The sequence below is a fragment of the Microvirga sp. P4_G7 genome (assembly GCF_056401005.1).
In genome coordinates, this window is record NZ_JBFUKD010000043.1 from 1 (window position 1) to 11,880 (window position 11,880).

12 protein-coding genes are annotated in these 11,880 nt (G+C 63.3%); 5 read left to right on the forward strand and 7 right to left on the reverse strand.

Annotation, left to right across the window (positions count from 1 at the left end):
• Positions 1–15: 15 nt before the first annotated feature.
• Complete coding sequence (locus AC1DT3_RS04285) at positions 16–888, forward strand: LysR family transcriptional regulator (protein WP_477464005.1); 873 nt, start codon at positions 16–18, stop codon at positions 886–888.
• 21 nt (positions 889–909) lie between these two features.
• Here AC1DT3_RS04285 and AC1DT3_RS04290 read toward each other — a convergent pair whose 3' ends face one another.
• Together AC1DT3_RS04290 and rsmI are read right to left on the reverse strand one after the other, a co-directional pair.
• Complete coding sequence (locus tag AC1DT3_RS04290; RefSeq protein WP_477464006.1) at positions 910–1,287, reverse strand: YraN family protein; 378 nt, start codon at positions 1,285–1,287, stop codon at positions 910–912.
• Positions 1,284–2,225: a 16S rRNA (cytidine(1402)-2'-O)-methyltransferase gene (rsmI, locus tag AC1DT3_RS04295; protein ID WP_477464007.1), complete on the reverse strand. Its 942-nt coding sequence runs from the start codon at positions 2,223–2,225 to the stop codon at positions 1,284–1,286. The genes AC1DT3_RS04290 and rsmI overlap by 4 nt, the downstream gene beginning before the upstream one ends.
• A gap of 199 nt (positions 2,226–2,424) precedes the next feature.
• Here rsmI and AC1DT3_RS04300 point away from each other — a divergent pair, with 199 nt between their 5' ends.
• The gene (locus tag AC1DT3_RS04300) at positions 2,425–3,639 is read left to right on the forward strand and encodes a penicillin-binding protein activator (protein WP_477464008.1); all 1,215 of its coding nucleotides are present in this window, start codon (positions 2,425–2,427) and stop codon (positions 3,637–3,639) included.
• A 9-nt stretch (positions 3,640–3,648) separates the two neighbouring features.
• On the opposite strand, the gene AC1DT3_RS04305 is transcribed toward AC1DT3_RS04300, so the two are convergent.
• The 4 genes from AC1DT3_RS04305 to AC1DT3_RS04320 are packed head-to-tail and all read right to left on the reverse strand — an operon-like array spanning position 3,649 to position 6,804.
• Complete coding sequence (locus AC1DT3_RS04305) at positions 3,649–4,158, reverse strand: OsmC family protein (RefSeq protein ID WP_477464009.1); 510 nt, start codon at positions 4,156–4,158, stop codon at positions 3,649–3,651.
• A 16-nt stretch (positions 4,159–4,174) separates the two neighbouring features.
• Positions 4,175–4,963: an ABC transporter ATP-binding protein gene (locus tag AC1DT3_RS04310; protein ID WP_477464010.1), complete on the reverse strand. Its 789-nt coding sequence runs from the start codon at positions 4,961–4,963 to the stop codon at positions 4,175–4,177.
• Entirely contained in the window at positions 4,963–5,817 is an 855-nt protein-coding gene (locus tag AC1DT3_RS04315) for an ABC transporter permease (RefSeq protein ID WP_477464011.1), read from the reverse strand. Before AC1DT3_RS04315 ends, AC1DT3_RS04310 begins: the two co-directional genes overlap by 1 nt.
• A gap of 21 nt (positions 5,818–5,838) precedes the next feature.
• Positions 5,839–6,804, reverse strand: coding sequence for an aliphatic sulfonate ABC transporter substrate-binding protein (locus AC1DT3_RS04320; protein WP_477464012.1), 966 nt, complete (start codon positions 6,802–6,804; stop codon positions 5,839–5,841).
• A 277-nt stretch (positions 6,805–7,081) separates the two neighbouring features.
• On the opposite strand from AC1DT3_RS04320, the gene AC1DT3_RS04325 reads away from it, so the two are divergent.
• The 3 genes from AC1DT3_RS04325 (at position 7,082) to AC1DT3_RS04335 (ending at position 11,156) form a co-directional block, all read left to right on the forward strand.
• Positions 7,082–9,832, forward strand: coding sequence for a [protein-PII] uridylyltransferase (locus tag AC1DT3_RS04325; RefSeq protein ID WP_477464013.1), 2,751 nt, complete (start codon positions 7,082–7,084; stop codon positions 9,830–9,832).
• 61 nt (positions 9,833–9,893) lie between these two features.
• Positions 9,894–10,523: a nucleotide exchange factor GrpE gene (grpE, locus tag AC1DT3_RS04330; protein WP_477464014.1), complete on the forward strand. Its 630-nt coding sequence runs from the start codon at positions 9,894–9,896 to the stop codon at positions 10,521–10,523.
• Between the two features lie 3 nt (positions 10,524–10,526).
• Positions 10,527–11,156, forward strand: coding sequence for a trimeric intracellular cation channel family protein (locus AC1DT3_RS04335; RefSeq protein WP_477464015.1), 630 nt, complete (start codon positions 10,527–10,529; stop codon positions 11,154–11,156).
• A 6-nt stretch (positions 11,157–11,162) separates the two neighbouring features.
• Here AC1DT3_RS04335 and AC1DT3_RS04340 read toward each other — a convergent pair.
• Positions 11,163–11,880: hypothetical protein (locus AC1DT3_RS04340; RefSeq protein WP_477464016.1), on the reverse strand; the 718-nt coding region annotated here is incomplete at its 5' end.

Genomic DNA, 11,880 nt, shown 5'->3' on the forward strand with positions numbered 1-11,880 from the left:
GTTATGGAGTGAGTCATGCCCCACAATCTTGATGTGAGCCTGCTCAGAGCATTCGTAGCAGTGGTCGATTCAGGCGGCATGACGGCGGCGACCGGCGTCCTCAACTTGACCCAAGCGGCGGTGAGCCAGCAGATCAAGCGGCTCGAGGATACGATCGGCCAGCCGCTCATCGTCCGCGGCCGCCGTGGGGTGCAGTTGACCAGCACCGGCGAACGCCTGTTTGGCCGTGCCAAGCGCCTTTTGACGCTCAACGACGACATCTGGCACGAGATGACGATACCGGTTTACGAAGGCGAAGTTCGGCTGGGGATCCCAAGCGACATCGTGAACACCTACCTGCCGGTGTTCTTGAAAGGCTTTTCGCAGACGTACCCGAAGGTTCACGTGAGCCTGAAATGTACCTCGAGCGCCGGCCTGCTCAATCTGCTCCAATCGGGCAAGATCGACCTGACCTTGACGACCGAATTGCAATGTGGCCCGGACGGGGAAAATCTCATCGTCGACCGCCTCGTGTGGGTCGGTGCGGAAGGTGGCGACGCCTATCAGCAGCGTCCGTTACCCGTTTCCATCGGCTGTAGCGATTGTGCTTTTCGCGCGCCGATCCGCGATGTGTTGCTCAAAGCCGGAATCGAGTGGCGCTCCACCACCGAGATTACCAACACCGCCGCCCAGGTGGCGACGACGGCCGCCGATATCGCGGTGATGGCGGTTCTCGCCGCGACGGTTCCGAACGGGCTCGAAGTGCTGGGCAAGGAATCCGGGTTGCCGTCGCTTCCACCGTTCTCCGTCAATCTGTACTTGCCGAAGAACGGCGGTACGCAGATCGCGCAAGAATTGGCGCGCTATATCCGTCAGGCAGTGGTGGAACAGAGACGTGCAGCCGCTTGAGACGAAAGGGCCCTCGGGCTTCTAGGAGATCTCGAGCTCGAAGGCCGCCACGAGGTGTCGAGGCCAGCGTTTCGGCGCGACGAACACCGCATCCGCGCGCCACGTTTTCGTCGCCGCCCAGGAGTGGCGTGAGAGCCACGCACGCGCCGCGCGGGAAAAGCGCTGGCGTTTGACGACGGTGATGGCCGTGAGTGCGCTGTCCATGAGATCGCGCGCTTTCACTTCGACGAAAACGATCGTGTCCCCGCGTGTGACGATGAGATCGACTTCTCCGCCGGCAGCGGAAAAGCGTCGCGCGAGCGGACGATATCCTTTGAACAGAAGAAAGAGCAACGCCACGCGCTCGGCTCTGTGACCGCGCAAGAATGTGCGGCGGCGACGCTCATCCCGCATATTCATCCAGACTTCGCCTTCGCCAAAGCGAGCGCGCGGGCATAGACTTCGCGTTTGGGAACATCGAGTTCGTCGGCCACCAGAGCGGCTGCGTCCTTGATCGAGTGGGTCTTCAGCGCGGCTTCGAGTTTGCCGTCGAGCACCGCATCGACCTCGGCCGCATGCATGGCTTTCGTCGCCTCGCCGATCAGCACGACGATCTCACCTTTGGGGGGACCTTCTTGCGCGAAAGTCTCCGCCAACTGGGGCAGCGTGCCGCGTCTGATGGTCTCGAACAGCTTGGTCAGCTCGCGGGCCACGACCGCCTGGCGATCGCCGAGCACGGCGGCCGCGTCGACGAGCATATCGGGCAGCCGATGGGGCGCTTCGAACAGCATCAGCGTGCCGGGGATCGTCGCGATTTCGGAAAGGCGCGTCCGCCGCGCCGCGCTCTTCGGCGGCAGGAACCCTTCGAAGAAAAACCGGTCCGTCGGCAGACCCGAAACCACAAGGGCGGTGAGAACCGCAGAAGGTCCGGGGATCGGCGTTACCGGCAACCCTTCCTCGATCGCGGCCTGCACGAGCTTGTAGCCTGGATCGGACACCAGTGGCGTGCCGGCGTCCGAGACGAGCGCAAGTGCCTGTCCCTCGCGAACGCGCAGAACCATCCGTTCCCGGACGGCCTCGCTCGAATGTTCGTGATACGCCACGAGCGGGGTCGTGATGCCATAATGGGCGAGCAGCGTTTTCGTCACCCGCGTGTCTTCGGCCAGCACCGCGTCGGCGGCGGCGAGCACGCTCAACGCGCGGAAGGAGATGTCCTTCAGGTTGCCGATGGGCGTTGCCACTACGTAAAGGCCTGGGGGCAAGGGTTCGGCTTCCGCGGCAAGGCCGAACGCGGTGAATGTGCTGGCCTGTTCGCCCGGCAAGCGACGTCTGGTCCGGTTGTCGATTCTCTGTGTCATGTCAGGCTACCATTGCACGAAGGATTCCCGGTTCGAAAGCCTTGAAACAATATTTACCTTTCATTGCGATTCTGTGCTCGTCCTCTGAGATCGATCGCCTGCGTGGAAGACGCCGCGCCGGAGAATGAAAATGGTGCGTATGCGCTCGCAAGATTCCAGCCTCGCTCGAAGCCTCAGGCGCAGCCTTAAGGCACTTGCGATGGTCGCTGTGCCGCTGGCATTGGCGGGATGCGTCGGGTCCGACAGTCTGATACCGCCGGGCCGGGTCGGCAACGCGCCGGCAGCGTCTGCGTCGCAGTCTTCCTACCAGCCGCCACCGGAGGCTTTGCCTGCCCCGGTTTCGCCGGGACCGACCGGCGCACCCGTCGGCAACGGCGCCGTCAAGGTGGCGCTCATTCTGCCATTCTCGAATTCCGGACAAGGTGCGATCGTCGCGCAGAGCATGCGCAATGCCGCGGATATGGCCCTGGGCGATTTCCAGGGCGCCGACATCACCCTTATCGTCAAGGACGACCGTGGCACGCCGGAAGGCGCGCGGGAGGCTGCGAGCCAAGCCGTCGCGGAAGGGGCCGAGCTCCTGCTGGGACCAGTCTTCGCTGGCTCGGTTCAGGCAGCGGGGCAGGTCGCTCGGCAATCCGGCCGTCCGTTGATCGGCTTCTCGACGGATTCCAGCGTCGCTGCGCCCGGCGTGTATCTTCTGAGCTTCCTGGTTCAAGAGGAGGTCGATCGCATCATCGGCTATGCAGCCCGCCAAGGGCATCGCTCGGTCGCGGCGCTCGTTCCGGAGACGACTTACGGCACTGTCGTCGAGGCGCGTTTCCGCGAGACCGCCGCGCGGTCGGGCCTTCGTATCGTGTCGATCGAGCGCTATCCCGCCGGTCAACCGCAGGCCGCCGTGCAACGCATGGCAAACGTCATCGCTGGCAACGCGCCGCAAGTCGATGCTCTTCTTGTTCCCGACAGCGCCGACGGTCTCGCCGCGGTGTCACGGGCGCTGCAAACCATCGGCTACGATGCGCGACGCGTGCGCCCACTCGGCACTGGAGTATGGAACGAGGCGAGCGTGTTTGCGCTGCCTGCTTTGCAGGGCGGCTGGTTCGCGGCTCCCGACGGCCGCGGTTTCGAAGCCTTCGCGCAACGCTATCGTGCCCGATTCAACGTTGACCCGACACGCCTTGCGACCTTGTCTTACGATGCGGTCACGCTGGCGGCGGCGCTCACGCGCACGCAAGGATCCCGCCGCTTCGCGGAGGACGTGTTGACCAATCCGGCAGGCTTCGCCGGAGCCGACGGCGTCTTCCGGTTCAAGGCGGATGGAACGAACAACCGCGCTCTCACGGTACAGGAAATCCGCAACGGCACCGCGGTCGCGGTCAATGTCGCGCCGCGTAATTTGGCGGCCGTCGCGCAATAGGCCCTCATGTCACGACCGCGTTAGCGTCGCGCTCAGCTCAGGCTTGTTGTTCAGCGTCTGAAACACCACGCAATAGCGCTCGGTCAGTTTGAGTAACTGATCGATTTTTTCCTGGGTCGCGTCGGCGTCGATCTCGAACGACAGACGGATCGCCTTGAAGCCGACCGGTGCCGTCTTGTCGACGCCGAGCGTTCCGCGAAAGTCGAGATCGCCTTCAGCCTTCACCGTCCCGCTACGCAGATCGATCTCGATTGCCGTTGCGACGGCTTTCAAGGTGACGCCCGCGCACGCCACCAGCGCTTCGAGGAGCATGTCGCCCGAACAGAGCTCGGCGCCCGATCCGCCGGTTGCCGGATGAAGACCCGCGATCGCGATAGCGCGTCCGGTCTCGACCTTGCAGGCGATGTGCTGGTCGTCCAGCGTGCCCTGAGCTTTCAGCGTGATCACGGCGGAAGAGGGATCGGTGCGGTATTGATCCTTCAGCGGCGCTTGCGTGGCGCGCAACGTGGTCGAATCCATGATGTCTCCTTAAATACTACCACCAGAGCGCGGCGGCCGCGCTGTCGCGCTCGCGTTGCGGTGGATTTTGCGTCGTCTTGAGCGATTGGTCCAGCGCCGCCAGGACGCGCCTCACTCCCGTGTCGAAGGGAATCGAGGATCTGTCGCGCGGTCGTGACAGGGTGAGAGGCAGCTCGTCGAAAATGCGTCCTGGGCGCGGTTGCATCACGATCGCACGGTCGGCGAGCGTCACAGCCTCGTGCACGTCATGCGTGACCATCAACACGGTGGGACGCGTCTCTTCCCATAGCCCGAGGAGATGATCGTGCAGGCTCGCGCGCGTGAAGGCATCGAGAGCCGAGAATGGCTCGTCGAGCAACAGCACCTTCGGATTCGCGACGAAGGCCCGCGCGATCGCCACCCGCTGCTGTTGTCCCCCGGAGAGGTCGCGCGGCCAGCGCTTGGCGTGCTCGGACAGCCCGATCTTTTCGAGTGCGTGGGCGACGCGCCCATGGCGCTCGGATGCGCTCACGTCCTCGAGACCGAAGGCGACGTTGTCGACGACGCTGAGCCACGGCAACAGACGCGGTTCCTGGAACACGATGCCGATGGCCGCATGAGGTTCCGAGATGATTTCGCCGTCGAGACGGATCGCTCCTGCGCTTGCGTGATCAAGCCCGGCAATGAGGCGCAACAGAGTGGTCTTGCCGCAGCCCGAGCCGCCGATCAGCGCGACGATTTCGGATTCACGAACGGTCAGGTTGATGTCGGCCAACGCTCGTGTGCCGTCCGCATAGATCTTGGAGAGATGTTCGAGGCTCAGCATCACAAGCGCTCCCGCACGGTGTCCTGCCAGCGTACGAGCGGATTGGTCCCGACGATCAGCAGGCTGTCCGCGGCCTTGCCCAGAATGGCGAAGGCGATGATGGCGGCAAGGATCTGATCCGGCTTACCCATCTGCTGACCATCGACAAGGAGATAGCCCAGGCCCTCGGAAGCGCCCATGAACTCGGCCGCGACTACGAACATGAAGCCGAGGCCGAGGCCCGAGCGCAACGCGATCACCGCCTCCGGCAGCACAGCCGGCAAGAGAATGCGGCGTGCTAGTTTCGCGCGCGACAGGCGAAACACGCGTCCGACTTCCACCAATTTGCGGTCGACGGACAGGATCGCGCCGGTGATGCCGAGATACACCGGAAAGAACACGCCCACTGCGATGAGGGCCACCTTCGATGCTTCGAAAATGCCGAGCCAGAGAATGAAAAGCGGCACCCATGCAATCGAGGGAATGGCGCGCAGTGCCTGCAGGGTCGGATCGAGGAGGCGCCGCGCGGTCTCGGTCGAGCCTGACAACGCTCCGAGCAGGATTCCGGCCGCGGCGCCGGCGACGAACCCGGCCATGACGCGCCATAGCGTCGCCCAGACATGCGTCCACAATTCGCCCGTCTCGGCGAGGACTGCGAGCGTGGTGAAGATCCGGCTCGGCGGCGGAACCAGGCGTCCTTGCGCGAAGCCGAAACGCACAGCGCCCTCCCAAAGGAGAGCGGCGACGATGGGCAACAAAATGCCGAGAAGCACGCGCAGATCGATTGCGCGCCTCTTCTCGGCGAGGTGAGGGGCCGCGAGAGCGGCGGCTCCTTCAGGGGAGGACCAGGCTTGGCTTTCGGCTTGGCCTGTCACGGCGCTCTCCCGTGCGATTCGCTATTGAGACGCGGTCGCGAAGCGGCGGTCGACCAGGTTATCGACAGCAGCGCGGACGTCTGTTTCGGCGGGGAGGACGCCTGCCTGCTGGAGGGCCAAGCCGGCGGCGAGGATGGTATCCACCTGTGGCTGGCCTATGGCCGAATGCGTCAGTTCCGTACGCTCGAGCTGGCGCTGGATCACCGCATCGGGAAGCTTGGTATAGGCGATCAGGCTTTTCTTCAGTTCGGCCGGATTGGCAAGCGAGAAGGCGCGCGCCTGTTCATAGGCCTTGAGCACCTTCGTCACGAGGGCCGGGTTGTCCTTGGCGAAGGCTTCGCTGACGTTCAGCACGCCCCAGGTATTGGCTGCCGCGTTGCGATAGAAGAGCGTCGCGCCGCTTTCCACCTCCGCCGCCGCCATGAGGGGATCGAGGCCGGCCCAGGCATCCACGTCGCCGCGCTCCAAGGCGGTCCGACCGTCCGCATGTTGCAGGAGAACGAGCTTTACGTCCTTCTCAGTCAGCTTGGCTTCCTGGAGCGCGCGCACGAGGAAGATGTGCGGGTCGGTGCCGCGGGTGACCGCGACCCGCTTGCCCTTCAGGTCCTCGACCTTGGCGATGCCCGTGTCCTTGCGGGTGACGAGCGCCGTCCATTCGGGACGCGAATAGACGTAGATGGATTTGATCGGATTGCCGTTGATCTTACCGATCAAGGCCGCGGCCCCTGCCGTCGATCCGAAATCGATCGACCCGGCATTGAGGAATTCGAGCGCCTTGTTCGAGCCTGCGGAGAGCACCCAGCGCACCGTGATGCCGTCCTTGGCCAGTTCCTTCTCCAGGAAGCCCTGATCCTTCAGGACGAGGCTGACAGGGTTGTAGGTGGCGTAGTCGATACGGATCTCTTTTACCTGCGCCGTGGCGGCCGTGGCGAAGGAGAAACCGGTTGCAAGGGAGGCGGCGAGGAAGAGGCGGCGAGAGAACGTCATGTCGTTGAGTCCCATGGTTCGCGCATGGGGCAGCCGACCTCGAGGCCTGAATGCCCAACGCTTTAGCTGTACTTGTTTCGCGCCCGCAAGCTGATGCTCAAATCGGCGCGTGTCCTTTTTGTAGAACTCAACGTTTGTTTTGTCAAACGGTGTTTGGTTTGAAGAACAGTATGCCTATCTCATACGAAGGTCCACACCGTAAAATCGTAGGCGCGTTCCTTTCGAGATGTTAAGCGAAAGCCCTTGCCAGCCCTGTCTCCAGCCCTCTTTGCGATCCATGTCGAACCAGACCTTCGAGACTGTGCTGCACGAACTTGGCGACAAGCCTCTCCGCGACGCTGCGACCCTGCGCGCCCGCTTGGTGCCGGGGCTCAAGCATGTGCTCGACGAGGGTAGGGCCGCGGCCGAGCGGCAACTGCTGGAGAAGCAGAACGGCCTCGTTTGCGCCCGTCGTCTGTCGACGCAGATGGACGCCCTCGTGCGTAGTGTCTACGACGCGGTTGCATTCCATCTCTATCCGGTTTCGAACCCCTCGACGGAAGAGCGGCTCGCCGTCGTCGCGACGGGCGGCTATGGCCGCGGCACCCTTGCACCGGGCTCCGATGTCGACCTGCTCTTTCTGCTTCCCTACAAGCAGACCGCGTGGAGCGAGAGCATCGTCGAAGCGATGCTCTACGTGTTGTGGGATCTCAAGCTCAAGGTCGGTCACGCGACACGTTCGGTCGAGGAGTGCCTGCGCGAAAGCATGGGCGACATGACCATTCGGACATCGCTTTTGGAGGCGCGATATCTGTTCGGAGACGAAACGCTCTACCAGACGCTCATCGAGCGGTTCGACCGTGAGATCGTGGCCACTTCGGCGCCGGATTTCGTCGATGCGAAATTGAAGGAGCGGGATGCGCGCGTGACCAAGGCCGGCGCGTCCCGTTATCTCGTCGAACCGAACGTCAAGGACGGAAAAGGCGGCCTGCGCGATCTCAACACGTTGTTCTGGATCGCCAAATACGTCTACCGCGTCCGGGAGCCGGCGGAGCTCGTGAAGGCGGGCCTGTTCACGCATGACGAGTTCAAGCTCTTTGCGCGATGCGAAGAGTTTCTTTGGCGCGTTCGGTGCCATCTGCATTTCGCCACGGGCCGCGCGGAAGAGCGGCTGACCTTCGATATGCAGCGTGTCATCGCGGACCGTATCGGATTCGTCGGTCGTGGCGGGTTGTCCGCCGTCGAGCGCTTCATGAAATCGTATTTCCGAATCGCGAAGGACGTCGGCGATCTCACCGCAATCGTGTGTGCGGAACTCGAAGCGCGACAGGCAAAGCCGCGACCGATGCTCGACCGAGTGTTGGGGCGCTTCCGCCGCCGTCGCGGAGGCGCACTCGAAGGGCACGATTTCGTCATCGACAACAATCGCATCAACGTGAGCGACGAGCACGCGTTCGAGCGCGACCCGGTCAATCTGATCAGGCTGTACTGGCTCGCGGACAGGCACAATCTCGCCATCCATCCGGATGCGACGCGGCTCGCGACGAGGTCCCTGTCGCTCATCGGGCACAAGCTGCGCAACGACGCCGAAGCGAACAGCCTCTTCCTCGATATCCTCACATCGCGCAATGCGCCCGAGGTGGTGTTGCGGCGCATGAACGAGGCCGGTGTTCTCGGCCGTTTCATTCCCGATTTCGGCCGCATCGTCGCGATGATGCAGTTCAACATGTATCATCACTACACCGTGGACGAGCATTTGTTGCGGGCCATCGGTGTAATGGCGGAAATCGAGGCGGGGCAACTCGCGGAAGAACACCCGCTCGCAAACCACGTGGTCGGCACGATCAGCAATCGCAGGGCGCTCTATGTCGCCGTGCTTTTGCACGATATCGCGAAGGGCCGCGAGGAGGATCATTCGGAGGCGGGCGCCAGGATCGCGCGCAAACTCGGCCCGCGCTTCGGGCTCGATGCCGCCGAGACCGATACGGTCGCCTGGCTCGTCGAGCATCATCTCCTGATGTCGAACACCGCGCAAAGTCGCGACCTGTCGGACCCGGCGACCATCAAGGCGTTCGCGGGTGTCGTCCAGACCATGGAACGCCTGAAGCTTCTTCTTGTGCTGACGATCGCCGACATCAAAGCCGTCGGTCCCGGAGTATGGACGGGGTGGAAGGGCCAGCTTCTTCGCACGCTGTACCATGAAACCGAAACGGCGCTCGGCGGAGGCACGGTCGATCTCGCTCGCTCCGAGCGCATTCGCATCGCGCAGGAGCAACTGCGCGGGGAATTGCCGGATTGGCCGCCGCTCGAATTCGAGACCTACGCCGCACGTCACACGCCCGCCTATTGGTTGAGAGCCGACGAGACGAGACGGGCCAAGCATGCACGCTTCGTTCGCGAGGCCGACAAAGCGGGACGCACCGTCACCACCACTTACGAGACCGATCCGTTCCGGGGCGTGACGGAACTCACCGTTCTGTCTCCGGATCATCCGCGCTTGCTCGCCATCGTCACCGGCGCCTGCGCGGCGTCGGGCGGGAACATCGTGGATGCGCAGATCTTCACCACCACCGACGGCATGGCGCTCGACACCATCGTGCTCTCGCGCGCCTTCGATCGGGACGAGGATGAACTGCGCCGTGCCAAGCGCGTGGCGACGGCCATCGAAAAGGCGCTGAAGGGGGAAGTGAAGATCGCCGACCTCGTGGACACCAAGCGCCCCTCGAAGGAGCGGGCCAAGGCTTTCCACGTGATCCCGGAAGTGACGATCGACAACGAGCTGTCGACGCGCCAGACCGTGATCGAGGTCTCGGGCCTCGATCGCCCGGGTCTCCTTTATGATCTCACGACGGCGTTAGGAAAACTCAACCTGAACATCGCCTCGGCGCATATCGTCACCTTCGGCGAAAAAGCCGTGGACGTCTTCTATGTCACCGACCTTACGGGCACGAAGGTCAACCATCCAGGCCGACAAGCGACGGTCCGTCGCGCTCTGATGAAGGTCTTCGAAGGCGACGAGAAGGAACCCGCGCAGCGTCGTAGCGCTTGATTTGTCGGCCCAAGACCCTGATATGAGCCCAGAACCTTTTCTCATGACCCGTTGATCGACGATGAAGCCGAGCGATACTGACAACACCCACAACAATAATTCTCAGGATTCTCAGACCGTGGACAATGTTGCCACGGGACCGGATTCGAGCGAGCAGCCCTCTCATGATCCCATCGCCGCCCTCGAATCCGAGCGGTTGGAGATCAAGGACAAGCTTCTGCGCACGCTTGCGGACATGGAAAATCTCCGTCGCCGGACCGAGCGTGAAGTGGCGGATGCGCGGACCTACGGCGTCACCAATTTCGCTCGCGACATGCTGACGGCCTCCGACAACATCCGCCGCGCCCTCGAAAGCGTGCCGGAGGAGGCGCGGGGTTCCGCAGACGGTGCATTCAAAGCGCTGATCGAGGGGATCGAGCTGACGGAGCGCGACTTTCTCAAGGCGCTTCAGCGCCACGGGGTCAAGCAACTCGACCCGCAGGGGCAGAAATTCGACCCGAACGTGCACCAGGCGATGTTCGAAGTGCCCAATCCCGATGTTCCGGCTGGAACCGTCGTTCAGGTGGTTCAGTCGGGCTACGTCATCGGCGACCGGGTCCTGCGGCCCGCCCTTGTCGGTGTGGCAAAGGGCGGTCCGAAGGCGGCGAATGGGGCTGGAGCCTCGGACGCGGACACCTCTTCCGCGTCCTGACGTGTGATCAGCACCGCCCCCTTCGAGTTGATCGGCGTCGCCGTCTTCGCTTTGACGGGCGCGTTGATGGCCGCTCGCAAGGGGATGGATCCGTTCGGCTTCGCATTGCTGGCGACCGTCACCGGGGTGGGCGGGGGTACGATTCGCGACCTGCTTCTCGGCGTCGATCCGGTCACCTGGGTCGGGAGCCCCACGGATATCGTGGTGTGCATCGTCGTCGCTGGGCTCGTCTTCTCCCTCGGGCCAAAGCGAGTCGCTTACCTCGAGGACGGACGAAGGGGTCGTCTCCTCCTCTGGGCCGATGCACTCGGTCTCGCTCTTTTTGCGGTCATCGGCACCAATCGGGCGCTTGCGGCGGATGTTCCATTTTTGTCAGCCGTCGTCCTCGGGACGATGACCGCGACATTTGGCGGGATCTTTCGCGACATACTTGCCGGATCGACGCCGCTCGTCCTCAAACAGGATATCTACGTCACCGCTGCGGCCCTGGGTGCGCTCGTCGTGGCGAGTTTGCGTGCGATCGGCCTCGATCCGATCATCGCCGACTTGGCGGGCGCCTGCGCGGCCTTCGGCTTGCGTGCGCTGGCTCTTCTGAAAGGGCTGTCGCTGCCTTCTTTCCCGAGCCGAAATTGAGGGCCGCTACTGTTTGATGTCGACGCTGTCGATCACGCTTCTGAAGCGTGGCAGATCTTTTTCGCGGTTGTCGGCTTGGGTCATGGCGACCATGCGGACATAGCGGTCCGGATCGAAGCGGATGGTCTGCATGACGATCACAGGTTTGCCCGATGCGGCGTCCTTCGCCTTGGCGACGATCTCGTGCCATTCCTGGCCCTTCAATCGAAAACTGTCGGACCGCTCGAGAGTGATTTCCCTTAGGGACTGGTTGGCGTTCAGCGCCGCGCGGGCGAACTGTTCCCGCCTTTCGCCTATGGGCGGGGGCGCACTGAGCGAAACCGCAAGAATGACGACCGGTTGTTCGACCCCCACCACGTTGTCCTTCGGCCCGTCCGTGAACAGGACGGAGCTACCCGACAGCACCCTAACCGCTCTGAAACCGCTCCGATCGCCGATGCGGAATGGAAGCGCCGAAATCTGCTCGTCGACGGAAACCGGGCCCCGCAGCGCGACGCTGCGCAGGGCGCTCAGCATCTCGGTATCGCTGTAGCCGTCGCCACCGCCTTGAATCTGCGCGATCAGAAGGGCCGTCATGCCCTGGTCCTTGAGCGCGAGCAGCCACTTCCGGCCCCCAGCGGAGCCGATCAGGTTTCCCGAAATCAGGATGCCGGTGCGTCCGTCGAGTTTCACGCTTTCCCGCGTGGTGACGCCCATGCCCTGGCGCTTGAGTGCGTCGTTGCTC